Raw genomic sequence first — 26,574 nt, 5'->3', positions numbered from 1 at the left:
CACCATGAAAAGAACTCTCGCTTGCGTACTGCCCTTCTTGCTCGCCGCCTGCGGCAGCGGCGATACCGACGACCTGCGATTATGGATGCAGACCAGCACCCAAGGCTTGCGCGGCCAGATCGAGCCGCTACCGCAGGCGCAGTCTTATCAGCCGTTCGCCTACCAGGCTTTCGACTTGCTCGACCCGTTCAACGCGCAAAAACTGGCCGCGGCCAAGAGTCAGAACCAGGCCAACGCGCCGGATATGAAGCGGCCGCGCGAGGCGCTGGAAAACTATGATCTGGACAAGCTGGCGGTGGTGGGCGTCATCCGTCGAAGCGGCACCAACTACGGCCTGGTGCGCACGCCGGAAGGCGCGGTCTACCGGGTGCAGGCAGGCAACTTCGTCGGACCCAATTTCGGCCGGATCAAGAAGATCGGCGACACCGAAATCGAACTGACTGAAACCGTGGAAGATTTGAACGGAGAATGGGTGCAGCGCAACACCAGCCTGTACCTGGACGAACAAGGGCAGAACAAATGAGCAAGCACTCCATCAAACTGTTGTCGGGGCTGGGCCTGTCCCTGCTGTTCAGCTGCGCCGCCGCCGGGCCAGCGATCACCGCCATCCAGCTGGCGAACGGCGACGGCGATCAGCAAGTGCTGAAAATCAGCTTCGATGGTCCCGCGGTTCAGCCCAATAGTTTCGCGATCGCCAATCCCCCGCGCATCGCCTTCGATTTCGCCGGCGCCAGCGTCAAAATGGCCAAGCCGCAACAGGACCTAGGCGGTTCGCTGGTCAAATCGGCGGTGGCGGTGGAGGCCAACGGCCGCTCGCGGCTGGTGCTGAGCCTGAGCCGCAATGCGCTGTACAGCAGCACCGTGTCCGGCAATATGCTGCTGGTCACGCTGAATCCGAACCTGGGCAGCGCCGCCCAATCCGCGACACCGGTGGAACGACCCGCCGCCGGCGCCCAAGTCGCCGCGCGCCCTAGCCCGCCGCTGGCCGCCAATGCTCCAGCCCTGGCGCTGGACTTCCGTCGCGGCAAGAATGGCGAGGGCCGGGTGGAAATTAAGTTGCCCTCCGCCAGCACCCCGGTCGATATCCGTCGCGAAGGCAAGCAGCTGCTGGTCGACGTGCTGGGCGCGCAACTGGATAGGCAGAACCAGCGCCGGCTGGATGTTGCCGACTTCGGCACCCCGGTGGCCAAGATCGATGCCCGCAACCAGGGCGGCAACAGCCGCATCCAGATTCAGCCCCAGGGCGATTGGGACTTCTCCTCCTACCAGACCGATGGCCAATTGGTGGTGGAAGTAAGACGGCCGACGCCCGAATCCGCCAGCACCGCCGACAGCAATCAGAAGCCGCAATACAAGGGCGACAAGCTGTCGCTGAATTTCCAGAACATAGAAGTGCGCACCGTCTTGCAGGTGATCGCCGAATTCACCGGCCTCAATATCGTCACCAGCGACACGGTGAGCGGCAATATCACGCTGCGATTGAAGGACGTGCCCTGGGACCAGGCCTTGGACCTGATTCTGCAAACCAAGGGCCTGGATCAACGCCGCGCCGGCAACATCATCCAGATCGCGCCGCGCGAGGAATTGCTGGCGCGCGACAAGCAAGTGCAGGAAGCCAGACAGCAACTGGCCACGCTGGAACCGGTGCGCTCGGAAACCTTCGTGCTGCGCTACCGCTCTGCCGAGGACTTCAAGAAGGTGCTGGACGGCACGAATACCACCGGCAAGAAGGAAAGCATCTTGACCGAGCGCGGCAGCGCGCTGATCGACCCCAAAACCAATACGCTGATCATCAATGATACCGGCAGCACCATAGACAAGATCCGCGACATCATAGGCAAGACCGATGTGCCGGTGAAACAGGTGCTGATCGAGGCGCGCATCGTTGAGGCCACCGACAACTGGAGCCGCAATCTGGGCGTCAAACTGTCCTACGACCGGGTAACCAGCAACGGCATCATCTCCGGCGGTGGCTTGACCAATGCCATTACCAACGCCAACGGGAGGATGGGCATCGTCGGCAATGCCACGCAGACACCCTATGTCATTGCCCCCGGCGTCAACCTGCCCATCACCAACCCCGCCGGCTCACTGACCGCGCTCTACAGCGTGGGCAAGTCCGCCATCATCGGCCTCGAACTACAGGCGCTGCAGACCGAGAACAAGGGACGGGTAATCTCCAGTCCGCGCATCATGACCGCGGACCGGCAGGAAGCCACGATAGAACAAGGCACCGAGATCCCCTACCAGGAAGCCTCGTCCAGCGGCGCGACCTCGACCTCGTTCAAAAAAGCGGTGCTCAGCCTGAACGTGAAACCGCAGATCACACCGGACAATCACGTGATGCTGGACATCAAGGTCAACAAGGATAGCGTCAGCCCCACGCTGACCGTTGGCGGCACACCGGCGCTGGACACCAAGAAGGTCAATACCCAAGTACTGGTGGAAAATGGCGGCACGGTAGTGATTGGCGGCATCTACCAGCAACAGATCAGCGACATCGTCAACAAAGTGCCGCTGCTGGGCGATATTCCCATCCTGGGCGCCTTGTTCCGCAGTTCACAAAAATACGATAACCGTACCGAGTTGCTGGTCTTCATCACCCCCAGGGTGGTCGACGATCTGAGCGGCAACAATCAGTAAAACGGCGGCGCCTGCCGCCGTTTTCACGCTGCTGCGACGCCGAAAGACAGAGCGGCCAAGCTCGGCTACAATGCCTGCCATGGAGAAACTGGCAGGCAATTTTTTTCTGGTCGGCTTGATGGGCGCGGGCAAGACCACGGTGGGCCGCGCACTGGCGCGTCGCACCGACAGAACCTTTTACGATTCTGACCACGAGATCGAGGCCAGAACCGGCGTGCGCGTGGCCACCATCTTCGACATCGAAGGCGAGTTGCGCTTCCGCGACCGGGAAACCTCGGTCATCGCCGACCTAGCCCGCCTGGACAATATCGTGCTGGCCACCGGCGGCGGCGCCGTCATCCGTCCGCAAAACCGCGCCTGCCTGTCCGCCCACGGCACCGTGATCTATCTGCGCGCGACGATAGACGATCTGCTGGCCCGCACCCTGCACGACAAAAACCGCCCACTGCTGCAGATCGCCGATCCACGCGCCAAACTGGAAAGCCTGTTCCAGGAGCGCGACCCGCTCTACCGCGAAGTGGCCGACATCGTCGTCGACACCACGCAACAGAATGTCAGCCTGTTGGTTGCGCGCCTAATGGAGCAACTGGCTGGTCTCCCCCCCAAACACCGCCCCGCACAAGGAAGCTGATTGTGATAAGCCTAGACCTGATCCTGCCTGATACCCGTTACCCTATTCACATTGGCCGGGACTTGCTGGAACAGGTCGAATTGCTGCTACCGCATCTACCCTTGCCCAAGGTCGCCATCGTCAGCAACGAGACCGTGGCGCCGTTGTATCTGGCCCGGCTGCAACAGGCGCTGGCCCAGCACCAGATAGAATCCTTCTCCATCGTGCTGCCGGACGGAGAGCGGCACAAGAACTGGAACACGCTGAATCTGATTTTCGACGCATTGCTGTCGCGCAATGCCGAGCGCAAGACCACCCTGATCGCGCTGGGCGGCGGCGTCATCGGCGACATGACCGGCTTCGCCGCCGCCTGCTATCAGCGCGGCGCACCCTTCATCCAGATCCCCACCACCCTGCTGGCGCAAGTCGATTCCTCGGTCGGCGGCAAGACCGCGATCAACCACCCGCAGGGCAAGAATATGATAGGCGCCTTCTATCAGCCACAAGCGGTGATCGCCGATATGTCGCTGCTGGATACCCTGCCTGAGCGTGAACTGTCCGCCGGTCTCGCCGAAGTGATCAAATACGGCCTGCTCGGAGACGCCGCCTTTCTCGGCTGGCTGGAAGACAATATGCCGCGGTTGCGCGCGCGCGACCCCGACGCGCTGCAATACGCGGTCAAGCGCAGCTGCGAAATGAAGGCGGACATCGTCGGCCAGGATGAAAAAGAACAAGGCGTGCGCGCCTTGCTCAACCTCGGCCACACCTTCGGTCATGCCATCGAGGCCGGCCTGGGCTACGGCGTCTGGTTGCATGGCGAGGCCGTCGGCGCCGGCATGGTGCTGGCAGCGGCCGCCTCCGCCGAGCTGGGCTGGCTCACGCCGGCGGAGCTTGAGCGCGTGCGCGCGCTGATCGCCGCGGCGGGCCTGCCGGTTAAGAGCCCGGCCATGCCGCTGGCGCGCTGGCTGGAGTTGATGAGCCATGACAAGAAGGTCGAGGCAGGCACCATCCGCTTTGTGCTATTGCAACAATTGGGCCAAGCCGCTATCCAGCCAGGCCTGTCCTCTGCGATACTCGAAAAAATACTGAATGAAAACTGTTAGAGCGAAAACAATATAAGTACAGATTCGATAAGGATTTTTACGGATTGCCGCTCGCGCCACTTCATCAGAATAATGAATCTACTGGAGATGAGAACGACTGCGGGCAATATCCGGCATCGTGATTGAGGCCATAGCGCACAACGCGACGGGGTTTGCCGGCGGAATCAATTCGCCGCAAAGCGGAAGGGGAGACCACATGGTTGCGTTGAGCGCGTTTGCCGCCAGCTTCGGACTGATGGCAAGTTACTACGCCCTACGATTCTTATGGAAGAAATTACGCTACACCAAGCCGCGTCAGCGCGGCATTGACCCGGTGGGAGAAGCCGAGGTCTTTCTCGCCTATGGCCGCACCAGCGATGCGGTGCGGGTGCTGAAAGACTCGCTGCGCGACAATCCGGATGACCTGCCGGCAAAAGTCACGCTGCTGCGGGCCTATTCCAGCGAATGCAACCGCGAGGCCTACTGCTTGCTGGCGCGCGATGTTCAAGCGCAAGTCCAAGGCCAGCCGGTCTGGCACACCATACAGGAAAACGGCCGCCGCCTAGCGCCGCAAGATCCGCTGTTCGAAGTCAAGCTCTGAACCGTATTCCTCAATACAAAACGGCCAAGGCGGATGCCTTGGCCGTTTTATTATCGCCGTCGCAAATGCTCAGTCCTCCGCCGCATCCTCATCCTTGAACTGCAAGCTATGCAGCTTGGCGTAGAGTCCCGCGCGCGCGATCAGCTGCGCATGCGTGCCCTCTTCGGCGATCTCGCCTTGGTGCATCACCACGATGCGGTCGGCGCTCTCGATCGTAGACAAACGGTGGGCGATCACGATGGTGGTGCGGTTCTTCATCAGGTTTTCCAGCGCGTTCTGCACCAGGCGCTCGGATTGGGTATCCAAGGCCGATGTCGCCTCATCCAGAATCAACAGCGGCGCGTTCTTCAACAAGGCGCGGGCGATCGCCAGCCGCTGGCGCTGGCCACCGGACAGGCGCACGCCGTTTTCGCCGATCAGGGTGTCGAAGCCTTCCGGCATCGCCTCGATGAACTCCAGCGCATTGGCCGCGCGCGCGGCTTCCACCAAGGCCTCGCGGCTGACTTCGTCAACACCGTAGGCAATATTGGCGGCGACACTGTCGTTGAACAGCACCACGTCCTGGCTGACCAACGCGATATGCCGACGCAGTTCATGCAAGGGAATATCCTGCAGCCGCACATCATCCAGGCGGATCTCGCCATGATCCGGGTCGTAAAAACGTGGAATCAGGCTGACCAGCGTGGTCTTGCCGCTGCCGGACGAGCCCACCAAGGCCACGGTCTCTCCAGGCTGCACCTGCAGATTGATGTCGCGCAAGATCTGGCGCTCCGCCGATGGGTAGCGAAAGCCCACCTGAGACAGGGAAAGCTTGGCGCGTGTGCTCGGCAAGGCGGTATGACCATGATCCGGCTCTTCCGGCAGATCGAGGAATTCAAATACCGACTCCGCCGCGGCCAAGCCGCGCTGCATCGCCTGGGCAATGCCGGTGATACGCTTGACCGGTGCGAACAACAGCATCATCGCGGTCAGAAAGGACATGAAATCGCCGGCGGTGAAAGCCCCGCCCTGGGCTCGCAGCGTGGCGAAATACAGAATGGCCGCCAGCGCGCAAGCTATCATCAATTGGGTCAGGCCGGTATTGGCCGAGGTGGCTGCGCTCTGCTTGACCGCGTTGCGCCGAATCGCGGCCGCCGCCTGGTGGAAACGCCGGCTCTCGCGCGCCTCGCCGCCATAAACCTTGATCACGCGCTGACAATCGATGCCTTCGCCCAGCACCTGGGTCAGCAAGGCCATGTTCTGCTGATTCTCGTGCGACAGATTGCGCAAGCGCTTGCCCACCACCCGCATGCACAAGGACACCACCGGCAACACCAGCAGGCAGATCAAGGTCAGCTGCCAGTCTATATACAGCAGCCAGGCCAGCAGGCTGACCGCGGTGACGCCATCCTTGACCGTGACCGTGATCACGCTGAAGCCGGCCTCGGTGACCTGATTGACATCGTAGGAAACCCGCGACACCAAGCGGCCCGATTGATTGTCGGCGTAGTACTGCACCGGCAGGCACAGCATCTTGGCGAACATCTGCTCTCGCAGCGTCTGCACCAAGTGGCCGGTCAGCCAGCTGGAGGTGTATTCATTGATGAAGCTGGTGACGCCACGCACCGCGAATACGCCGATGATGGCCAAGGGCACCCAGGCGATGGCTTCTGGATCGCGATTGACGAAGCCGCTGTCGATGAGCGGCTTCATCAGTCGGGCGAAGGCCGGCTCGGTCAGCGCCGCCACCGTCATCGACACCAGCGAGATCAGGAATACCTTCCAGTAGCGGCCCAAATACCCCAGCAAGCGACGATAGATCGCCCAATTGCTTTGCAAAGAATGCTTCATCCGTTTCCATCATCACAATGCCCGCATGCGCGGGCGGTCATCAACATGGGCATCAAACGCCCATCGCATCCAATCCGCTCAAGGTCAGGATCTGCCGCAAATTCCGCTCAGGGGCGAAGCGCGAACGCACATCGTCGCGTCCGGCTTGCGCCCAGGCTTTCATCAGCGCCGGCTGGGTCAGCGCTTGATCGATAGCCGCCGCCCAGGCGGCGCTATCCTCCGGAGCCACCAGCATTCCGGTTTCACCGTGGCGCATGGTTTCCGGAATGCCGCCGGTGTCGCTGGCAAGCACCGGAACACCCAAGCCCAGCGCCTCGATCTGCGACATGCCCAAGGGCTCGTAGCTGGATGGCATCAACACCAGGTCGGCGCGCGCCAACAAGGCCGCCACCGGGCTGACCACGCCGACGAGCAAGACTCTATTCTGCAAGCCCAACTGCCGCGTCAGTTCGGCGATCGCCTGCTGCTCCGGCCCTTCTCCAGCGATCAGATAACGCGCATCGGGCCACTTGTCCTTCAACAAGGCCAAGGCCGCCAACACCGTCCTATGTCCCTTTTCGCCGCGCAGCATCGCCGCCTGCACCAGCAGAGGACCGGAAGAACGGGACAACCATTGCTCCAACGCTGCCGGCAAGGGCAGCGCGGCGGCCTGATCCAGGGCGGCGAAATCGATGCCGGGGTAGACCACATGCAGTTTGTCGGCCCGTATCGCCGGATTCTCCAACAAGCAACGCTTCAAATAAGCGCTGGGCAACATGGTCGCGTCCACCAGCTGGTTATAGCTCCAGGCCGAGGCCTTGCCCGGCTGATAGGTGCGCGAGCGCAGCAGGAAAGGCCGGCCACGCCCCATCAGCCGCGCGGCAATGGCCAGATTATTGCTGTCGTGACCGCTATGGCAGATGGCCAGTCGCGGACGGTGACGTCGCATCCAATCATGTAGCGCTAGAATGGATGGCAGGTGCAGGCTGTTGCGAAAACGCAGCGGCAACACCTCAAGTCCGCGCTGACACGCGACCTCCATCACCCGGCTCTGCGGCCGGCAGGCCAGCACCGGCCTGAACCCTCGTTCCCGCAACACGCGCATCTGCTGCATCAGCTGCAGCTCCTGGCCGCCGACATTGGACGAAGATTCGGTGAACAACACCCAATCACGCATGCGCGGAGCCTTTTTCCCGCTGTTTCAACTCCGCCAACAAGGCTGCGGCAGTGAACAGAAAGATATGCAGCATATGATCCTTGTTCACGCTTTCCAGCAACATGCGCCCAAGAAAGCCGCAGGTCACCAACATCAACACCAGTCCCAGCGTATCGCGGCGCAGACGGAAGGCTCGATAGCCGGTCCAGATCAACACGCCGCAAAACGCCAGCCATAACACGATACCGAACACGCCCAGTCCCACACCCAGATCAATGAAACCGCTATGGCTATGACCCACCTGATTGGGATGACCCGTCGCCGTCAGCGCATTGGTGAATGCGTTGCGGCTATAGCCATAACCCAGCGGGTTCGCCGCGATGAGGTCAAGACCGCTATGAATCCAGGCCACTCGCTCATAAGCAGAGCCATCCACAATCACACCATTAGACAACTTGGGTAGCGGCGCTACACGCAGCCAAGCTTTAGTGTCTGCATAATGCCAACCCGCGGTCGCCGACTCAAAAAATATTTTATTTCGACTGTCTTGCTTGATCGCATATGCAGCAAGGCCTCCCAAGGCAACCAAGACCAGGCTGGCAATAAGCAGAGTTTTGCCCCACCCAATTTTCACGCCTTCAAATACGGAATAAACCAGCAGCATGGACAGCATCAGATAAATGATACCAATCATGCCGTTGCGCGCGCCCGCTTTGAGGCTGACAAACAGAATCAAAGCCGCAGCCAAGCACAGCGCCCAGCGGGGAAAGAATGTGAGAGGTTGAGGCCCACGTTGCCCGAAACAAAACGCGGCCACAATGAAGGCCAGCACAAAATTCATGAAGAAGGTGAACTCCAGCTTGGTGGCGGTGGTGAACACATCATTATTGAACGGCCACGAGCCCGTAGTCAGATATACATACGCTCCACGGGTAAACTCGGCCGAGGCCAATACGCAGCCGGCGACGATGACCAAGTCGGAAATCGTCCAGCGCCGAGGCGCATGGAACAAGGCTAGACCCACGGCAAACCACAGCCCCCCCATCAATAACTGACTGTGGAACTCGCCGGCGGAAGCTTCCGGCCACATTGAAAGCAATAGGGTGTGAAGCAACGCGTATAGCAAGAACGCGCCCATGGCCATCAGTGGCCCACGCTGGTCGCGCCAACAGCTTTTGAGTTCGGTATAGTTTTTCGCCACCAGAATCAGCATCAGCAACAGAATCACGTAGCGCAACGCAATCGTGTGGGACACATTCGCCAAGGTCAAAAACGCCAAGGACAGACCGATTGCCAAGCGGCCATGCCAGCGCGGCTCACAACCCAGATGATTATTCATGCAGAAATTTTTCCAAAGTCTTGGCCACTTTCCCGACAGGTATCGCAGCCATACACTGCGCCTGACGGCATTCGCCGGCCTGATTTCCAAATTTTCTAAAACAACGCAGGGCCCAATCCACGTCGCGATAATGCACACTGCGCTGATTACGGCAAGGGAACCAGCTAGGACCTACTCCAACACATGTGAAGTCGGCAAAAAACCGGCTTGCGCCGAACAAGATCTCGCTGCCCGGTCCGAACAGCATCAGCAAGGGCGCGCCCGCCACTTTGGCCAGATGCGCAATGCCGGTGTCCGGACACACGCAGGCGTGGGCGCGGCTCAACACCGCGCGCAATTGCGCCAGGCTCAGCGTGCCGGCCATCACGATATCGTCCGGCCCCGCCTCGACGGCCGACAGCAAATGCTGCTCTCCCGGTCCGCATGACCACAGCACCACGCAGCCGCAAGCCCGGACCGTGGCCGCGACCCGGTTCCAGCTGGCCGCGGGCCAGAAGCGGGTCGCCGAACTCGCGCCAACATGCAGCACGACGAAGCGCGGCGGCACGGGCGGCAACCCTTCAACTGCTACCGGCCAATCCTGCAAACGAAACGGCTGGGGCTCGGGGCCGTCGATCAAGCGCGCGGCGGTATCGGTCCAGGCTTCCGGCTGATCCGTATACGCCACAGCCTCGTCCAGCAGCCAGTTCTTGTAGCGTGGCGTTTCACCAGCAAAGCCCACCACCCAACGCGCACCGATGGCGCGGGCGAGGAAGCTGAGCCGGTTCTCGCCCATCAGATAGACGATGTCGAAGCGAGGTTCGGCGAACAGTCGCCGGATCGAGGCGAAATCGCGCGGCTGCCAAGCCAAGGCACGGATGCCGTATGGTCGCGTCGCATACAAGGGCGCCTGCCCCGGCGGGCAAGCCAGCACGATATCCGCGATGGGAAACTGCTCGCGCGCCTTGGCCAACAGGCTGGTCGCCATCAAGGCGTCGCCCAACAGGAATTGATGCAGAATCAAGACCCGACCCGTACGCTCTGGGTCAGGCTTGCGGCGCAGCCACTGCAAGGGCAGACGCAGCAATAGCGCCGCGAAAATCAGCAAGCGTCCGGGAAAACGTCCCGGCCTCATCTCGATGCCTCTTCGGCGGACAGCAAAGCGCGATACAGCGCCAACATCTGCGCCACCATATGCGCCTCGCTCAAACCGCGCACGCGCTCGCGCGCCAGTTCGCCTCGACGCTGCCAATCGTCGCGCACAGCCAGCCAGGCCGCCACATTGCGCCGCCAGGCCTCGTCGTCACGCGCCGCGGCCAGCCAACCAGTCAGTCCAGGTTCCAGCAGCTCCGCGCCGCCGCAGCGAGTACTGGTCAGCACCGGCAATCCGCAGGCCATCGCCTCACCCACCACCGAGCCGAAGGGCTCGTACACGGTGGGCAGAATAAAGCCGTCCGCCAGCCCATAGTGGCTGCGCACATCGCGCTGCGGGCCGGTGAAGTGCGCGCGCTCGGACACCCCCAGCTGCGCCGCCAGATGCTGATAATGCGCCAGCTTCTTGTCGCCACCGACCACTACCAGATGCACGGCCGCGTGCGGCGCAATGGCGCGCAGCGCCTGGGCCACGCCCTTGCGTTCGAAGCCGGAGCCGACATAGACCAACACCGGCGCCTGCGGCGGAATGTCGTATTGCGCACGCAGCGCAACGCGCTGCTCGCGCGCGGCGGCAGGATTGAAGAAATCGCTGTCCACCCCGTTGTGAATCACCGCGCAGCGCCGCGGGTCCACGCCGAAACGGCCGACCACGTCGTCGCGCACCAAGGCCGAATTGCAGATCACCGCGCGCAGCGCCGAATGCCGGAACATCGCGCGCTCGGTGCGCAGCATGTAATGATGATAAGGGTTGCAGAAAGTGCTCAGCCGTCGCCACCATGGCCGCCCTTCCAGGCGCGCGTCCAGCCAGGCCGCGTGCACGCCGTCGCCGGCGCGAAACACATGGCAGCCGGGGATGCGCTCGTGCGATTGCACCAGGTCGGCGCCCGCCTGTCGCCACGCGGCACGCGCGGCGCGGGCAAAGCCCCAGTCGCGCCAGACGCTGCCCAAGTAGAACGGTTTGACCCGCAGCGCCTCCACGCCAGGCAGGCTTTCCCAATTGCGGCTGATCAACAGCGGGCTGAGCTCGCCGCCAGCTTGCAATTGCTTGACGATGGCGCTGACGATGCGCTCCGCGCCCCCAGCCGGATTGTATTTCTGCCGGATAATCGCCAGCCGCTTCACGCGCTTTCCCTCAATACCGCGTCCACCGCCGCCAGCACCGTCTCCACTTCGATGCGCTGCAGGCATTCGCTTTGCCAGCCACCGCCGCAGCCGGCATTGCCGCAAGGACGACAGGGCATGGGCTCCGACACCACCCGGTGCGGCACCTGCCACGGACCCCATTCGACATCGCCGGACGGGCCGAACAGCGCGACGCAAGGCGTCTTCATCGCCGAGGCGATATGCATGGGCACCGAATCCACGCCGATATACAAGCGCGCCTGGTCTATCGCCGCCGCCAGCTCCTTCAGGCTCAGTTGGCCAGCCAGGCTGGCCACCGGCCGTTGCAAGCGCGCTTCGATCTCGGCGATCATCGCCATCTCTTCCGCGCTGGGCGCAGCCGACAGCACCAGTTGTTCGCCACGCGCGCTCAAGGCGTCGATCAGAGCGCTCATTTTCTCCGCCGGCCAGCTCTTGAACGACCAGCGCGAGGTCGGGTGCACCAGGATGTACTCACCGGACCGCAAACCACGCTCGGCCAGCTTGGCCGCCAGCGTCGCCTCGGCGTTATGCCCAGGCACCAAGACCAGGCCGCGCTGGTCCGCGTCTGGGTAGACGCCGATGCGCCGCAACGCATCCAGGTGGATTTCTATGGTGTGACGGCGATTGCCCGGCACCTGCAAATAGCGGTGGCTGAAACTCTTCTTGAAGAAACGGCCATAATCGCCGTCCGGCCCCACCGACCAACGCGGCGCGAGCAGGCGCGCCAGCCAGGCGCCGCGATTATGCTCGGTCAGCGTGATCACCAAGTCGTAACGGCGAGCGCGCAAGCGGCTCAGCAGGCCCAGTTCGGCGCGGCACTGGCCCAGCACGCCCAGTTTTTTCCAATTGCGGTCTATGGTGTGCAGCTGACCTATGGCCGGGTGCAGGCTCAGCATTTCCCGGGTGTCGTGGTAGACCAGCGCGTCGATCTCCAGATGCGGCGCCTGCTGCTGCAGCGCGGCGAACAGCGGAGAAGTCAGCAGCACGTCGCCATGGTGGCGCAGCTTGATGACAAGCACGCGCCGCACGGCGTTCAGGTCGATGGGATCGTTCAGCATAAAAAGGAAAAAGCCGGATCAGACACCCGGCTCTGCATTCAGTTGTTGCAAAAGATCGGCGATTTTATCAGGGTCTTCGCTTCTAAGCATGCGCGCCGTAATCGGCGCGATCTGGTCCAGGTGGGTGTTGAGCACCTGTTGCTTGACCGCCAGCAGATTGGCCGGATGCATGGAAAACTTGCGCAAGCCCATGCCCAGCAGCAGCCGCGTCAGCCTGGCGTCGCCCGCCATCTCGCCGCACACCGATACCGGCACCCCGCCCTTGATGCCCGACTTGATGGTGTGCAGGATCAGCTTCAGCACCGCTGGATGGATGGGATCGTACAAATGGCTGACCGAGTCGTCGTTGCGGTCGATCGCCAGCGTGTACTGGATCAAATCGTTGGTGCCCACCGACAGGAAGTCGATGTGTTTGAGAAAGCTGCCCACCACCAGCGCCGCCGACGGAATTTCTATCATCGCGCCCGCCTCGATGTCCTCGGCGTAGGCGATGTTTTCCTCGCGCAGTTCCTGCTTGGCGTATTCCAGTTGCGCCAGCGCCTGCTTCAGCTCCGGCAAGGAATTGACCATGGGGAACAAGATCTTGATCTTGCCATGCACCGAGGCGCGCAGCAGCGCCCGCAATTGCGCGCGGAACATCAAGGGTTCGGCCAGGCACAGACGGATGCCGGTCAGCCCCAGCGCCGGATTGTCCGCCACCGCGTGGTTCAACCACTTGGGATTCTTGTCCGCGCCCAGGTCCATGGTGCGTATGGTTACCGGCAACCCCTTCATGGTTTCCGCCACGTGCCGATAAGCCTCGTACTGCTCGTCCTCGTCCGGCAGGGTGTCGCGTCCCAGGAACAGGAACTCGCTACGGAACAGGCCGACCCCAGCCGCCCCGGACTTGCGCACGTCCTCCACGTCCTGCGGCAACTCGATATTGGCCAGCAATTCGATCGCGGTGCCGTCCTGGGTCTTGGCGTTGGACTTGCGGATCGACGACAGCTTGCGACGGGCGTCGCGCCAGGCGCGCAGCCGGCGCCGATACTCGGCCAGCACCAGATCGTCCGGATTGATGATCACCACGCCCTGCAGGCCATCGACGACGATCAACTCGTCTTCGCGGATCAACTCGCGCGAATGGTGCAGCGCGATTACCGACGGCAGGTCCAGGCTGCGGCCCAGGATAGCGGTATGCGAGGTGGCGCCGCCGACATCGGTGATGAAGGCGGCGAAGTTCGAGTCTTTGAAATAAACCATGTCGGCCGGCGACAGGTCGTGCGCCACCAGGATATGGTCGTCGACCAGGTCTTCCGGCGCCGGCAGCTGCGGCACATCGCCATCCAGGTTCTTGAAGATGCGCTCGACCACTTGCAGCACATCGTTCTTGCGCTCGCGCAGATAGTCTTCCTCGATCGCGTCGAACTGCTCGACCAGGGATTCGCATTGCAGCTTCAGCGCCCATTCGGCGTTGCAATGCTGTTTTTCTATGATTTCGCGCGGCTCGCGCGAGATGGTGACGTCGCCCAGCAGCATGATGTGCAGCGACAAGAAGGCGCCCAGTTCCGCCGGCGCGTTCTCCGGAATGCTGCCCCACAGCATTTCCAGTTCTTTGCGGGTATCGCGGATGGCTTCGTCGAAGCGCGCCAACTCCGCCGGGACTTCCTCGTCTTCCAGCAGATAGTGCGCAACATCGTCCATGCTACGCGAAATCAGATGGGCGCGACCGATGGCGATGCCGCCGCCTATGGCCACCCCGTGCAGGATGATGCTCATCGTCCCGTCCTTAGGCTCCGCTTATTCGGCTTCGTCGAACCGGTTGTTGATCAGCGCCACCAGGGCATCCATCGCCAGTTGCTCATCCTCTCCGTTCACCTCCAGCTCCACCGTCGCGCCCTTGGCCGCGGCCAGCATCATCACGCCCATGATGCTCTTGCCGTTGACGCGGCGATTATTGCGCGCGATGAAGATATCGCTCTTGAAACGGCTGGCCAGCTGGGTGAACTTGCTGGAAGCGCGGGCATGCAGGCCAAGCTTGTTGATGATTTCGACTTCAGTTCGCAGCATTGCCTTCCCCCGGAATGATATAAAGCACGCCCTCCAGACCGCCGGTAATCGCCTTGCTGACCACGATTTCCAACGGCTGGCTGCTATAGCACAAGGCCCTGACCACCATGGGCAGGCTGGCGCCGGCCACCGCCTCCACCCGCCCCGGCCGGATCAGCCGGCTGGCGATATTGGACGGCGTGCCGCCATACATATCGGTCAGGATCACCACGCCCTCGCCCGTGTCCAATCGGTCCACCAGGAGCTGGGCCTCGGCTTGCTTGCTTTCCGGGTCGTCGGTCTTGTCGACCGCCATCACCGCCAGATTTTCCGGCTCTCGGCCCAGGATATGCCTGGCGCAATCCGCCAGGCTGCGCCCCAGGTCGCCATGCGCGATTATCAATACACCTACCATGCCTGATTCTTCATGTTGGCAGCGCCGCCGATATCGAACCGGCCGCTGCAGCAAAAAGGTTGATCAACACGTCAGTCTGCCATTGTATCAGCAGTATTCTCTATTCGTCGGAACCATCCCAGCTTATCCGCCAATCCCACCACCTCGCCGACAATGATCAAGGCAGGCGACGCGATATTATGCCTGGACATCAGTTCCGGCAGGTTTTCAAGCGTGCCCGTCACCGTGCGTTGACGCTCGGTGGTCGCCCATTCAACGGCGGCGGCCGGCGTCGTCTCCGGCTTGCCATGCTCAATGAAGGCGCGGCACAGCTCCTGCGCGGTGGACACACCCATGTAGACTACTACGGTCTGGGCCGGCCGGGTCAGCGCAGGCCAGTCAAGGTGAATGCTGCCATCTTGCTTGTGACCGGTGACGAAAGCCACCGACTGCGCATGGTCGCGATGAGTCAACGGTATGCCGGCGTACGCGGCCGCGCCGCTGGCGGAAGTGACCCCGGGCACCACTTCGAAGGCGATGCCGTGCGCGGCCAGCGTCTCGATCTCCTCGCCGCCGCGCCCGAAAGTGAACGGATCGCCGCCCTTGAGCCGCAACACCCGCTTGCCCTGCTGCGCCAATTCGACCATCAACAGATTGATATCTCCTTGCGGCAAGGCGTGATTGGCCCTGGCCTTGCCCACATAGATGCGCTCGGCGTCGCGCCGCACCAGTTCCAGCAGCTCCGGAGCCACCAGATTGTCGTGCAAGACCACATCGGCCTGCTGCATCAGCCGCAATGCGCGAAAAGTCAGCAGGTCGGGGTTGCCCGGCCCCGCGCCCACCAGATAGACCGCGCCCTGAGGCGCCTGCGCGCCTGCGTCTTCCAGCCGCCGCGCCATCGCCTGCTCGGCAGTGGCCTCGTCGCCATTGATCACCGCCTCCGCCAGCGGGCCTTCCAGCACCGACTCCCAAAACGCGCGCCGGCGCTCGACATCGGGAATGCCGGCCTTGACCCGGTCGCGGAAGCCGGCGGCAAAGCGCGCCAACCGGCCAAAGCCGCTGGGAATCAGACTCTCCAGCCGACCTCGGATCAAACGCGCCAGCACCGGCACGCCGCCGCCGGTGGACACCGCGATCACCAGCGGCGAACGGTCGACGATCGCCGGGGTGATATAGCTGGACAGTTCCGGGTCGTCCACCACATTGACCGGAATATTCAAGGCCTGACAGGCGGTGGACACTTGGCGATTGACCTCGCGTTGATCGGTTGCCGCCACCACCAGGCGACGGCCTTGCACCTGGGCCGGCTCGAAACAGGAACACAAATGCTCCAGCTGCCCCCGCCGCGCCATCTCGGCCAGTTCCGGCACCAGTTCCGGCGCGGCCACCGTCAGCTTCGCGCCGGCGGACATCAATAAGCGCGCCTTGCGCAGCGCCACTTCGCCGCCCCCTACCAGTAAACAGGATGCGCCTTGCAATTTAAGGAAGATAGGGAAGTAATCCATTTGGCCAGCTCCGCGATGATGTTTGCAGCATACTGCATTTGTTGCATAAAAACGACGCTGGCGGATGCTATCGATATGACGAAACGCGCGCGGCTTGGCACGAATGCCATCATTGCGGTTTTGCGCGCAGCCACGCTCCGGAGAACTATTTGAACCCAGCCCCCCGCCGCCCATCCCGCCTCTTGCGCGCAGCGGCAGGCCTGCCATGCCTGCTTGCCGCCGACAGTGCCCGGGCCGCGACGCCGGGGTGGATGCAGGAGCTGGCGCTGGCCCTGCCCCTACTGGTCTTGCTCGCCGCGCTGGGCTGTCTGTGGCTCGCACGCAGGCGGCGCGCCGCCTTGTGTCGCCATGTGCGGCAAAGCCCGCAAGCCCTGTTGCTGGCGGATGCCGGCGGTCGCTTGCTCGCGATCTCGCCGCATGCGCCGGCATCGGCGCGCGAGGGCGGCCCGCTGTCCGACTGCGGCTTCAGCGCCCACGATCTGACCCTGCTGCTCGACCCGGCCCACCCCGGACATCGCGACGGCCTGCTGGCGGCCCATGCCGAGCTGCTGGCCTTCCCGCTGCCCTGCGCCATGCCCGGCCTGCTATTGCTGCGAGTACAAACGCAGCACGCCGGCCACGCGCCAGGCGACGAACTGGCCTCATGGCGGCTGGCTCTGCAAGAAGCGCGGCTGGGCTTGCTGGAGTTCGATCTGGATGCCCGCACCGTGCAAGGCTCCCCCCAGGCGCTGCACGCGTTGCTGGGCTTGCCGGCCGACGCGGAAAGACTGGCATTCTCGCATTGGCTGGAATTGCTGCACCCCGAGGACCGCTCCTTGTTCTCCGCGCTGCTCAAACACCCGGAACAGCGCCAGGAAAGCGCCAGCGGCATGGAATTCCGCGTGCGCCATCCACACGGCCACTGGGAATGGCTGGAACAGCGCACCCAGTTCCGCAAGGATGAACAAGGCCGCATCAGTCATATCCATGCGCTATGCCAGATCGTCACCGCGCGCAAATCGGCCGAGGCCGCGATGCTGCGGCGGGAGCAGGAATTCCGCACCCTGGTGGAGAACTCGGAAGACGTCATCGCCCGCTACGACCTGGAGCTGCGCTGCCAGTTCATCAACCGCAGCGTAGGCCGCTATTCGGCGCTGACGCGCGAAGAACATCTGGGCCGCGGCGTCCACGACAAGGACTGGCCGGACAGCGCGCGCGCTAATTTCGCCGAAGAATGCGCGAAGCTGCTCACCAGCGGGGAAGCGCGCCGCTTTGAGCTGGAACTGAACCTAGCCGCCCGGCGCGTGATCTTCGAAGTCAGGCTGTTTCCCGAGTTCGACCTCAGTGGCGGCCTCAGAAGCATTCTGGCGGTGGAGCGTGAAATCACCCACAGCCGTCAGAGCGAGCGCTTGCTGGCCGAGGAAAACGCGGTGATGGAGATGATCGCCGGCAACACGCCGCTGCAGGACGCGCTGAACCAGGTCTGCCGGATGATGGAATCGCAGCTGAATCGCGGCGCCTGCTCCATCATGTTGTTGAACGCCGCCGGAGACACGCTGCGGCTGGCCGCCGGCCAGAGCCTGCCGCCGGGCTACCGTCAGTTGCTGGAGCAGGTGCCGGTCGGCCCCGAGGCGGGCTCCTGCGGCACCGCCGTCCACCGCAAAAGCCTGGTCATCGTCGAAGACATCGCGCTCAGCCCGCTATGGGCCGGCTATCGCGAACAGATCGCGCCATTCGGCTTGCAAGCCTGCTGGTCCACGCCCATTTTCTCCAGCGACCGTCGTCTGCTCGGCGCTTTCGCCATCTACCATCCGGAACCGCACCAGCCGGAGCCGGAGGAGCTGCAGCTGGCGCAGCGCAGCACCCACTTGATCGCCATCGCGCTGCAACGCGACGCCCATGAGAAAAAGCTGTATCAGCTCGCCACCCTGGATGAACTGACCAGCTTGTGCAATCGCCGCCAGTTCATCGCGCTGGCTGGTCGCGAGATCGAGCGCAACCGCCGCTACCAGCTATCGCTGGCGGTACTGATGATGGACCTGGACCACTTCAAGAGCATCAACGACCGTCATGGTCACGCCAAGGGCGATGAAGTGATCGTCCATTTCGCCCAAAGCTGCCGCAATGTATTGCGCAGCACGGATATCTGCGGCCGCCTGGGCGGCGAGGAGTTCGCCGCGGTGCTGCCGGACACCAAGATGGAGGACGCGCTGCTGGCGGCGGAGCGCCTGCGCCGCGCGGTCGCCGAAGCCCGCCTGCCGGGCGGCGAGGCCGGTCCGCTGCAATACACGGTCAGCATCGGTGTCGCCGTGCTGCGCGCCGACGAAAGCGATATAGACGAGGTGCTGATCCGGGCGGACCGCCAGCTGTACCAAGCCAAGCATAGCGGCCGCAACTGCATCAGCGGCGAGGAATTGCTGCTATTGCGCTAAAATGCCGGCTTGAACCCTTTCTTTCCCAAGATGTCCACCGTGAGCGCCTGGCAAACCGACTACCTCTCCCATCCGCTGTATCTGCCCGTCCGCGACGCCGCCGCGCTGATCGCTCCCACCACCTGGCCGGAGCAAGCGGATTATGACCAGTTGCTGCGGCGCTATCGCCGGCAGCGCCCTGACGCGCTACCGCCCCAGCTGCGCTTCGCTTGCGATCTGGAACCGGAAGCCTATTACGAGATGCACATCGGCCACACCGGCGAGGTTCCAACCCGCCGCGGCAATTGGCACGACTGGTTCAACGCCTTGGCCTGGCTGGCCTGGCCGCTGAGCAAGCAGGCGCTGAACCGCCGCCACCTGCGCGCCATCGCCCGCGGCGAAACCAAGCGCGGACCACTGCGCGACGCCGCCACGCTGCTGGACGAATGCGGCATCATCATCGCCGTCGCCGATCCCGCCTTCAGCCGGATGCTGGACGATATGGAATGGCAGCGCCTATTCCTGGAACACCGCGGCGACTGGGGCCAGCGCATCGACGTCCACGCCATCGGCCACGCGCTGTTCGAAGTCGGCCTGCGGCCGCATATCGGCTGGTGCGGCAAGGCCTTGCCGCTGCAGGTGCCGACGGAATTCTTTGCTTGGGAAGAGGCGCGCCGCCTCGCGTACTTGGACGAGGCACTGGCGCGCCGGCTGGACGACGACGGCTTCATGCCGGCGCCGCGCGCGCTGTGGCCGCTGCCGCTGCTGGGCATTCCCGGTTGGTGGCCAGACAATGAAAATCCGGCCTTTTACGATAATAGAGATTATTTCCGGCCGACGCGGCGAGCGAAATCCTCCAGCGTCACCGACTGAAGTTCAGCCGTCATCGGCCCCAGCAGATTTTCCACCCCGACGCCGACGTCATCGTCGCGGTAGTTGTCGCTGCGATAAACGAATAGCTCGAACAGCTCCACCATGCAGATCGCCGACAGCCGCTTGCCCAGCACCCAGCCGTCGCGCTGGCTTTTCTGCACAAAGCCGCGCGACATCAGCATGTCCAGCACGCCGCCCAGCTCGTCGTAGCCCACTTTCACCTGGCTGCGCAGTTGCACCGGGCTCAGCAGTTCGCCACGGCTTTGCGCCGCGTCCAGTAGCAGCAACACCTCCACCGCGTCGAGAAAACGCCGCCGCGGCTCGAAGCGGCGCCGCCAGGCATCGCCCTCCCAGTAAGACAGCGAGGCGGTGAATACCGCGCCGCTGAGCACCACCATCCACAGGCAGTACACCCATAGCAGGAAAATCGGAATACTGGCGAAAGCGCCGTAGACCAACTGGTAATTGGCCACCTGGCCGATGTAGAAGCCGAACAAGGCGCGAGTGGCTTCCAGCAGGATGGCGGTCAGCAAGGCGCCGACGCTGGCGTGCTTGATCGGCACGAAGCGATTGGGCACGATGCGGTATAGCAAGGACAGCACCAGCGCGGTCAGCAGGATGGAACCGCCGGCCTCCACCATATTGGCCAGCACCGGCAACGCATGGTCGAACTTGCTGACCTTGAACAGGCTGCGCCAGGCCAGCAAGCTGCCTCCCAATACCAGCGGCCCCAGGGTCAGCACCGTCCAGTACACCATGCTCTGCTGCAATAGCGGTCGTCCACGGCGCACGCCCCAGATGGCGTTGAAAGTGCGGTCTATGGTGGACATCAGCATCAGCGCGGTCACGCCCAGCATCACGATGCCGGCCGCGGTCAGCTTCTCGGCGTTGTCGGCGAACTGGCGCATATAAACCGTGATCACCTTGCCTGCGAACTCTGGCACCAGCGTGGACAACAGCATGATCTTGAAACGGGTGCTCAGATCGGAGAACACCGGAAACGCGGAAATCACCGTCAAAGCGATGGTGAATAGAGGCACCAGCGCCAGCAGCGTGGTGAAAGTCAGGCTGCCGGACACTTGCGCGACGCGATGGCTGCCCATGCGGCGGGCCAGAAAGCGCGCAAAGCCCAGATAGGGTTCGATTCGACTCATTTGCATCCCGGCAAAATAATGGCAAAGCGCGGATCAGGCAAGCCACGAATAGTTGCATTATCATGCACCCGCTTGCGCTGCGGCGCGCGACTTAGCATTTTTACCTCAGATGGAAGACCACGACCCCATGCAAGACCTCCTGGTGCTTTACTACAGCCAGCACGGCGCCACCCGCGAGCTGGCCCGCCTGATCGCCCGCGGCATAGAAAGCGTGCCCGGCTGCCAGGCACGGCTGCGCACCGTGCCCAAGGTGTCCACGGTCTGCGAAGCGACCGAAGCCGCGATTCCGGACGCCGGCGCGCCCTATGTCGAAACATCGGATCTGACCGAATGCATAGGCCTGGCGCTGGGCAGCCCCACCCGCTTCGGCAATATGGCGGCGGCGCTGAAGTATTTCCTCGACGGCACCAGCCCGGAATGGATGCAGGGCGCGCTGGCCGGCAAGCCCGCTTGCGTGTTCACCAGCAGCGCCTCGCTGCATGGCGGCCAGGAATCGACGCTGTTGACCATGATGGTGCCCTTGTTGCACCACGGCATGGTGATGGTGGGCCTGCCCTATTCGGAAACCGCGCTGACCCAGACTCGCACCGGCGGCACCCCCTATGGCGTCAGCCATGTCGCCGGCGTGCGCAACGAGCAGCCGATCAGCGACGATGAGAAACAGCTGGCGCTGGCCCAGGGCCGCCGGCTGGCGGAGATTGCGCTGAAACTGGCTGCACCGGTTTAAATCTGCGGCGCGTCGAAGAAAGCGCTGGGCGACGCGCCCAGCTCGCGCTTGAACATCGTCGCGAAGGCGCTGGGACTGGCATAACCCAGGTCCAGCGCCACCTCCAGCACGCTGGCGCCGCGCGCCAGACGTTCCAGGGCCGCGACCAGCCGCGCCTGCCGCCGCCACTGTCCGAAGCTTAGCCCGGTCTCGCGCTGGAAACGGCGCTGCAGCGTGCGCGGATCCATCGCCGCCTGCACCGCCCACTCGGCAACGCCACGCGCGTCTCCTGGCTGGTCGAGCAACTGCCGGCATAGTTGGTCCAACACCGGCGACGCCGGCTGCGGCAAGGACAAGGCCAGGCTGGGCAGGCTGCGGATTTCATCCAGAATCAAGCCCATCACCCGCTCCGCTCGGCTATCCGGCGGATAAGGCACCGTAATGCCGGTCGCGGCCAGGATCAACTCGCGCAACAAGGGCGACACCGCCAGCACGCAGCACTCCCCCGGCAGGCCGCTCAAGGCGTCGCCGCGCACATACACCGTGCGCATCCGCACCCGGCTCAACATGTTTACCTGGTGCCAGGTGGCGATGGGCAGCCAGATGCCGCGCGTCGGCGGCACGATCCAGCGCCCCTGATCGGTGGTGACCATCATCACGCCCTCCACCGCGTACAGCAGTTGGGCGGTTGGATGGGCATGGCGCGGCGAAACGCCGCCGGCCGGGTAATCGCGCGCCTTGCCCACCACAGGCGCCGCGCCGCCGTCGTAGTCATGCAAATGATCAAAATCAGCCATAACGCCTCTTTTACAAAGATGCCTGCCCTATTTTCGCAGGACGGGCGTTGCTTTGCTCGCTAGTATGACTTCACCCACTAGCTGAATGATTCTCAAGCCCATGACTACCGCCGCCGCCTCCGCGCCAGATCAAGACAGCACCCGTTTCCGGGTGCTGGGCGCCATCAGTTTCTCCCATTTTCTCAACGACATGCTGCAATCGCTGCTGCTGGCGATCTACCCTTTGCTCAAGGGCAATTACCAGCTCAGCTTCGCCGAGATCGGCCTGATGACCCTGACCTATCAATGCACCGCCTCGCTGCTGCAGCCGCTGGTCGGACTCTATACCGACAAGAAGCCGATGCCGTATTCGCTGGTGCTGGGCATGGGCGCCACCCTGTGCGGCCTGCTGCTGCTGTCCAGCGCCGGCAGCTTCCCGCTATTGCTGCTGGCCGCGGCGCTGGTCGGCACCGGCTCCTCGGTGTTCCATCCGGAATCGTCGCGGGTGGCGCGCATGGCCTCCGGCGGCCGTCCCGGTCTGGCGCAGTCCATCTTCCAGGTCGGCGGCAACGCCGGCAGCGCCAGCGGGCCGCTGCTGGCGGCCTTGATCGTCATCCCCCTGGGCCAGGGCAGCATCGCCTGGTTCGGTCTCGCCGCCTTGCTGGCGATGGCGGTCTTGTTCAAAATCGGCCAGTGGTACAGCCATCAACAGCGCAAGGCCAAAGCCGCCGCCGCCGTTACGCCGCCGCCGCTGTCTCCGGCGCGCGTGAAGCTGACGCTGTTCGCCTTGCTGGTGCTGCTGTTCTCCAAATACTTCTACACCGCCAGCATCACCAGCTACTTCACCTTCTATCTGATCAAGCATTTCGGCCTGGGCGTGCAAGCGGCGCAGCTGCATTTGTTCCTGTTCCTGCTCGCGGTCGCGCTCGGCACCATCTTCGGCGGCCCGATAGGCGACGCCATCGGCCGTAAGCGGGTAATCTGGTTCTCCATCCTCGGCATCGCACCGCTGACCCTGCTGCTACCCTACGTCAATCTGTTCTGGACCAGCGTGCTGTCGCTGGGCATAGGCTTTGTGCTGGCCTCCGCCTTTCCCGCCATCATCATCTACGCTCAGGAACTGATGCCGGGCCGGGTGGGCATGGTGTCCGGCATGTTCTACGGCTTCGCCTTCGGCATCGGCGGCATCGGCGCCGCGGTGCTGGGCCAGCTGGCCGACAGCCATGGCATCGAATTCGTCTATCAGCTCTGCGCCTTCCTGCCGCTGCTGGGCCTGGTGGCCGCCCTGTTGCCAGATCTGCGCGGCGACAAGGTTTGACACTGGCGCCGCCCTGCCCGGATACTTCCGCCATTCAATTTTTCCAACGCGCTTGCGGCGCCGTCTGAGCGCTCGGCGGCTTGCCGGGCGCCTTGCCCATTCGGACAGAAAATCATGTGTGGAATCGCCGGCTTCTTCTCTCAACGCCCCACCGCCGCGGCCACCGCCCAGGCCATGTTGACGGAACTGGGCCGGCGCGGGCCCGACGCCGCCCATCAGTTATTGTTGAACACCGACTGGCAGCCGGCGGCTGACGGCGACATCCACAACGCGCTGCTGCACGCGCGGCTGTCCATCATCGATCCGCGTCCCATTGCCGACCAGCCCATGGCCAGCGACGACGGCCAAGTCTGGATCTGCTACAACGGCGAGGTCTACGACTGGGAGACCGACAAGGCCGAACTGGAAGCCGGCGGCGCGCGCTTCAGCACCCACTCCGACACCGAATTCATCCTGCGCGGCTACCAGGCCTGGGGCATTGAAACCCTGCTGCAGCGGCTGCGCGGCATGTTCGCCTTCGCCATCCTGGACTTGAAGCAACGCAAGGTGCACCTGGCGCGCGACCGCATGGGTGAAAAACCGCTGGTCTACTCGCTACTGGACGGCGATTTCGCCTTCGGCTCGCTGGTGCGCTCGGTGCTGCCCTTCTTGCCGCCACAACAGCGCGATTTCTCCGCCGACGCCATCGACGCCTATCTGGCGCACCGCTATATTCCGTCGCCCGCCACCTTGTTCAGCCATATCCAGCGCCTGGAAAACGGACACCGGCTGGAGTTCGACCTGGACACCCGCTCGCTGCGCAAACTGCGCTACTGGCAGCCATCCAAGGACGACGGCGACTGGCTGCAGGAACTGGACCGCGCGGTGGCGATGCGCACCGTCGCCGACCGTCCGCTGGGCGTGCTCTTGTCCGGCGGCATAGACTCCACCGTGATCGCCAGCCGGCTGGCCACCCAGCAACTGACACAATTCAGCAGCTTCACCGCCGCCTTCCCCGGCTCCAAGCTGGACGAGGCCGCCGACGCCGCCGACTCCGCGCAAAGAATGGGCCTCGCCAACCTGGCGGTGCAGATGCCGGACAATCTGGCGGCGGATTTCGAACGCATCGTCGCCGACCTCGACCAGCCCTTCGCCGATCCATCCAGCTTCCCCACCTGGTATCTGTCGCGCGAAGTCAGCCGCCACGTCAAGGTGGTGCTGGTGGGCGACGGCGGCGATGAGCTGCTGGCCGGCTACAAGCGGATCAACAAGCATTTGCGCACCCGCTGGCGCAGCCTGCTCAAGCTGCCGCTGACGATCAAGCCGTCGCTGGATGGCAAGGGCGCCGGCAAGCTCGCCACCGAGCTGGCGATGAGCTGGCAGGACGCTTACTCACTGCGCTTTTCCGGCTTCACCCCCGGCCAGCGCCTGTTCCTGCAAGGCAACCGGCCGCTGACGCGGCTGTGCCACTGGCGCGCGCCGGACGATATCGGTCCGCCGCCGGCCAATGCGCCGGCCGGCCTGCATCATTTGCTGGCGATAGACTTCGCCAACTATCTGCCGGACTACATCCTGCAAAAGTCGGACCTGTGCACCATGGCCCACGGCCTGGAGGGCCGCGCCCCGCTGGTGGATCACCGCTTCTACCAGACCTTGCTGGCGCTGGACGGCAAGCAGCGCTTCACCCAGCCGGCCAAGCTGATCTTCCGCCGCGCCATCCACCCGGCGCTGCCGGCGGACTTCTTCCAGCGCAAGAAGCGCGGCTTCAACCCGCCGCTGTCCGGCTGGCTGAAAACCAGCCTGGCCCCGCGCATGGACGGCCTGGGCGAGCGCTTGGCACAGCTCAGCAACGGCCAAATCGACGCCGCAGCGGTGGACGCCTTCGCCGCAGCCTACCGCGACGGCGCCGAGCACCTGGCCGAGCAGATGCTGCAATTGCTGATCCTGGACGAAAGCCTGGGGCAGCTCAGCCGGCTGGCGACGCAGGACTGAGGACCGCTCGGCATCCGCACTGGCGGCGGAAGCTGAATGCTCAATGGGCTGAAGACGCTTTTCAAGGTGGCCTCGCCAACGCGCGCTCACTCGCGGACAGCCCCGCGCGCGCCTCGGCGCATGCCATACCTATGGCCAGCGCCGCCCGGCGTCGCATCTGCTACATTCGACAACACATTTTCGTTTGAAAACGATAATGATTAGCATTAGTATTTTTAGGCAGGCCAAGCACATAACAATAAAGCGCTCACCCGCCAGCCCGGCGTCTTTCGCCAGCAAGCGGCCCGCTCGGGCCAAGCAGTGCCCTACTCAATTGAAACCAAAAGGAAACACTATGCGTCGCTTTGTCCAACTGGCTCTCGCCACCGCCGCACTGGCCGCGTCCACCGCCGCCATGGCCAAGGAATACCCGATCGGCAAGCCGGCCCTGAAGAATGGCATGGAGATCGGCGCGGTCTACCTGCAGCCGACCAAGATGGAACCGGAAGGCATGATGCGCAAGGCCGAGCAATCCGACATCCATCTGGAAGCGGACATCCACGCCACCAAGAACAATCCGAACGGCTTCGAAGAAGGCGCATGGATGCCCTATCTGGTGGTCAAGTACGAGTTGAGCAAAGTAGGCGGCAAGGAAGTGCTCAAGGGCGATCTGATGCCGATGGTGGCCAACGACGGCCCGCACTACGGCGACAACATCAAGCTGCAGGGTCCGGGCAAGTACAAGCTGAAATACACCATCATGCCGCCGTCCGCCAACCAGCACGCCCACTTCGGCCGCCACATCGACAAGGAAACCGGCGTGGGCCCATGGTTCAAGCCGTTTGAGCTGAACTACGAATTCACTTATGCCGGCATCGGCAAAAAAGGCGGCTATTAATCCCGTT

Annotated in this window: 23 protein-coding genes; 11 read left to right on the top strand and 12 right to left on the bottom strand. The window is 63.3% G+C overall.

All coding sequences use genetic code 11. The features are described 5' to 3' along the window. The first annotated feature begins 4 nt into the window (after positions 1 to 4). The 5 genes from ACE3QM_RS04255 to ACE3QM_RS04235 all read left to right on the top strand — a co-directional run bounded on the left by ACE3QM_RS04255 (position 5) and on the right by ACE3QM_RS04235 (position 4,936). Positions 5 to 523, top strand: a complete 519-nt coding sequence (locus tag ACE3QM_RS04255) for a pilus assembly protein PilP (RefSeq protein ID WP_374420478.1) — start codon at positions 5 to 7, stop codon at positions 521 to 523. Further along, positions 520 to 2,643, top strand: a complete 2,124-nt coding sequence (gene pilQ, locus ACE3QM_RS04250; RefSeq protein WP_374420476.1) for a type IV pilus secretin PilQ — start codon at positions 520 to 522, stop codon at positions 2,641 to 2,643. Before ACE3QM_RS04255 ends, pilQ begins: the two co-directional genes overlap by 4 nt. A gap of 70 nt (positions 2,644 to 2,713) precedes the next feature. After that, positions 2,714 to 3,274: a shikimate kinase AroK gene (gene aroK, locus ACE3QM_RS04245; protein WP_048409423.1), complete on the top strand. Its 561-nt coding sequence runs from the start codon at positions 2,714 to 2,716 to the stop codon at positions 3,272 to 3,274. Between the two features lie 2 nt (positions 3,275 to 3,276). Then, positions 3,277 to 4,356, top strand: a complete 1,080-nt coding sequence (gene aroB / locus ACE3QM_RS04240) for a 3-dehydroquinate synthase (protein WP_374420474.1) — start codon at positions 3,277 to 3,279, stop codon at positions 4,354 to 4,356. Positions 4,357 to 4,552: 196 nt separating this feature from the next. Then, complete coding sequence (locus tag ACE3QM_RS04235; RefSeq protein ID WP_231461545.1) at positions 4,553 to 4,936, top strand: FimV family protein; 384 nt, start codon at positions 4,553 to 4,555, stop codon at positions 4,934 to 4,936. Between the two features lie 69 nt (positions 4,937 to 5,005). Here the strand turns inward: ACE3QM_RS04235 and msbA are convergent, their stop codons facing one another. The 10 genes from msbA to cysG form a co-directional block, all read right to left on the bottom strand. Then, positions 5,006 to 6,766 carry a lipid A export permease/ATP-binding protein MsbA gene (msbA, locus tag ACE3QM_RS04230; RefSeq protein ID WP_374420471.1) on the bottom strand — a complete coding sequence of 587 codons (1,761 nt, stop codon included), beginning with the start codon at positions 6,764 to 6,766 and terminating at the stop codon, positions 5,006 to 5,008. Between the two features lie 52 nt (positions 6,767 to 6,818). Then, complete coding sequence (locus ACE3QM_RS04225; RefSeq protein WP_374420469.1) at positions 6,819 to 7,922, bottom strand: glycosyltransferase family 4 protein; 1,104 nt, start codon at positions 7,920 to 7,922, stop codon at positions 6,819 to 6,821. Continuing rightward, entirely contained in the window at positions 7,915 to 9,240 is a 1,326-nt protein-coding gene (locus ACE3QM_RS04220) for an O-antigen ligase family protein (protein WP_374420467.1), read from the bottom strand. The genes ACE3QM_RS04225 and ACE3QM_RS04220 overlap by 8 nt, the downstream gene beginning before the upstream one ends. Continuing rightward, a complete protein-coding gene (locus ACE3QM_RS04215; RefSeq protein WP_374420465.1) occupies positions 9,233 to 10,327 on the bottom strand; it encodes a glycosyltransferase family 9 protein in 1,095 nt (364 codons plus the stop codon). The genes ACE3QM_RS04220 and ACE3QM_RS04215 overlap by 8 nt, the downstream gene beginning before the upstream one ends. 23 nt (positions 10,328 to 10,350) lie before the next feature. After that, positions 10,351 to 11,496: a glycosyltransferase family 4 protein gene (locus ACE3QM_RS04210; RefSeq protein WP_374420463.1), complete on the bottom strand. Its 1,146-nt coding sequence runs from the start codon at positions 11,494 to 11,496 to the stop codon at positions 10,351 to 10,353. Beyond that, complete coding sequence (rfaQ, locus tag ACE3QM_RS04205) at positions 11,493 to 12,575, bottom strand: putative lipopolysaccharide heptosyltransferase III (RefSeq protein ID WP_374420461.1); 1,083 nt, start codon at positions 12,573 to 12,575, stop codon at positions 11,493 to 11,495. The genes ACE3QM_RS04210 and rfaQ overlap by 4 nt, the downstream gene beginning before the upstream one ends. 18 nt (positions 12,576 to 12,593) lie before the next feature. Then, on the bottom strand, positions 12,594 to 14,333 hold the full coding sequence (gene ptsP / locus ACE3QM_RS04200; protein ID WP_048409416.1) for a phosphoenolpyruvate--protein phosphotransferase: 1,740 nt from the start codon (positions 14,331 to 14,333) through the stop codon (positions 12,594 to 12,596). 21 nt (positions 14,334 to 14,354) lie between these two features. Then, the gene (locus tag ACE3QM_RS04195) at positions 14,355 to 14,624 is read right to left on the bottom strand and encodes an HPr family phosphocarrier protein (RefSeq protein ID WP_048409415.1); all 270 of its coding nucleotides are present in this window, start codon (positions 14,622 to 14,624) and stop codon (positions 14,355 to 14,357) included. Next, positions 14,611 to 15,018 (bottom strand): PTS sugar transporter subunit IIA, encoded by a 408-nt coding sequence (locus tag ACE3QM_RS04190; RefSeq protein ID WP_048409414.1) that lies wholly within the window; start codon positions 15,016 to 15,018, stop codon positions 14,611 to 14,613. The genes ACE3QM_RS04195 and ACE3QM_RS04190 overlap by 14 nt, the downstream gene beginning before the upstream one ends. A gap of 71 nt (positions 15,019 to 15,089) precedes the next feature. Beyond that, positions 15,090 to 16,502, bottom strand: a complete 1,413-nt coding sequence (gene cysG / locus ACE3QM_RS04185) for a siroheme synthase CysG (protein WP_374420457.1) — start codon at positions 16,500 to 16,502, stop codon at positions 15,090 to 15,092. A gap of 149 nt (positions 16,503 to 16,651) precedes the next feature. Between cysG and ACE3QM_RS04180 the strand changes: the two genes are divergently transcribed. After that, the gene (locus ACE3QM_RS04180) at positions 16,652 to 18,913 is read left to right on the top strand and encodes a diguanylate cyclase (protein ID WP_374420455.1); all 2,262 of its coding nucleotides are present in this window, start codon (positions 16,652 to 16,654) and stop codon (positions 18,911 to 18,913) included. 30 nt (positions 18,914 to 18,943) lie between these two features. Continuing rightward, positions 18,944 to 19,765 carry a DUF3025 domain-containing protein gene (locus ACE3QM_RS04175; RefSeq protein ID WP_374420548.1) on the top strand — a complete coding sequence of 274 codons (822 nt, stop codon included), beginning with the start codon at positions 18,944 to 18,946 and terminating at the stop codon, positions 19,763 to 19,765. Here the strand turns inward: ACE3QM_RS04175 and ACE3QM_RS04170 are convergent. After that, positions 19,717 to 20,919, bottom strand: coding sequence for a YihY family inner membrane protein (locus ACE3QM_RS04170; protein WP_374420453.1), 1,203 nt, complete (start codon positions 20,917 to 20,919; stop codon positions 19,717 to 19,719). The genes ACE3QM_RS04175 and ACE3QM_RS04170 overlap by 49 nt on opposite strands. Positions 20,920 to 21,046: 127 nt before the next feature. Here ACE3QM_RS04170 and wrbA point away from each other — a divergent pair, with 127 nt between their 5' ends. Continuing rightward, entirely contained in the window at positions 21,047 to 21,646 is a 600-nt protein-coding gene (gene wrbA, locus ACE3QM_RS04165) for an NAD(P)H:quinone oxidoreductase (RefSeq protein WP_231461534.1), read from the top strand. Here wrbA and ACE3QM_RS04160 read toward each other — a convergent pair. Beyond that, positions 21,643 to 22,422: a helix-turn-helix transcriptional regulator gene (locus ACE3QM_RS04160; protein WP_374420451.1), complete on the bottom strand. Its 780-nt coding sequence runs from the start codon at positions 22,420 to 22,422 to the stop codon at positions 21,643 to 21,645. The two genes, wrbA and ACE3QM_RS04160, sit on opposite strands and share 4 nt — an antisense overlap. 100 nt (positions 22,423 to 22,522) lie before the next feature. On the opposite strand from ACE3QM_RS04160, the gene ACE3QM_RS04155 reads away from it, so the two are divergent. The 3 genes from ACE3QM_RS04155 (at position 22,523) to ACE3QM_RS04145 (ending at position 26,567) form a co-directional block, all read left to right on the top strand. Continuing rightward, positions 22,523 to 23,719, top strand: a complete 1,197-nt coding sequence (locus ACE3QM_RS04155; protein ID WP_082150999.1) for an MFS transporter — start codon at positions 22,523 to 22,525, stop codon at positions 23,717 to 23,719. A gap of 114 nt (positions 23,720 to 23,833) precedes the next feature. Beyond that, on the top strand, positions 23,834 to 25,690 hold the full coding sequence (asnB, locus tag ACE3QM_RS04150; protein WP_374420448.1) for an asparagine synthase (glutamine-hydrolyzing): 1,857 nt from the start codon (positions 23,834 to 23,836) through the stop codon (positions 25,688 to 25,690). Positions 25,691 to 26,024: 334 nt separating this feature from the next. After that, positions 26,025 to 26,567, top strand: coding sequence for an iron transporter (locus ACE3QM_RS04145; protein WP_048409408.1), 543 nt, complete (start codon positions 26,025 to 26,027; stop codon positions 26,565 to 26,567). The last annotated feature ends 7 nt before the right edge of the window (positions 26,568 to 26,574 follow it).

Origin of the sequence: Chromobacterium sp. (assembly GCF_041912965.1) — a bacterium.
Taxonomy (GTDB): domain Bacteria; phylum Pseudomonadota; class Gammaproteobacteria; order Burkholderiales; family Chromobacteriaceae; genus Chromobacterium; species Chromobacterium aquaticum.
Note: the sequence above shows the minus strand (reverse complement) of the source record. Positions and strands in the feature narration are given on the sequence as shown.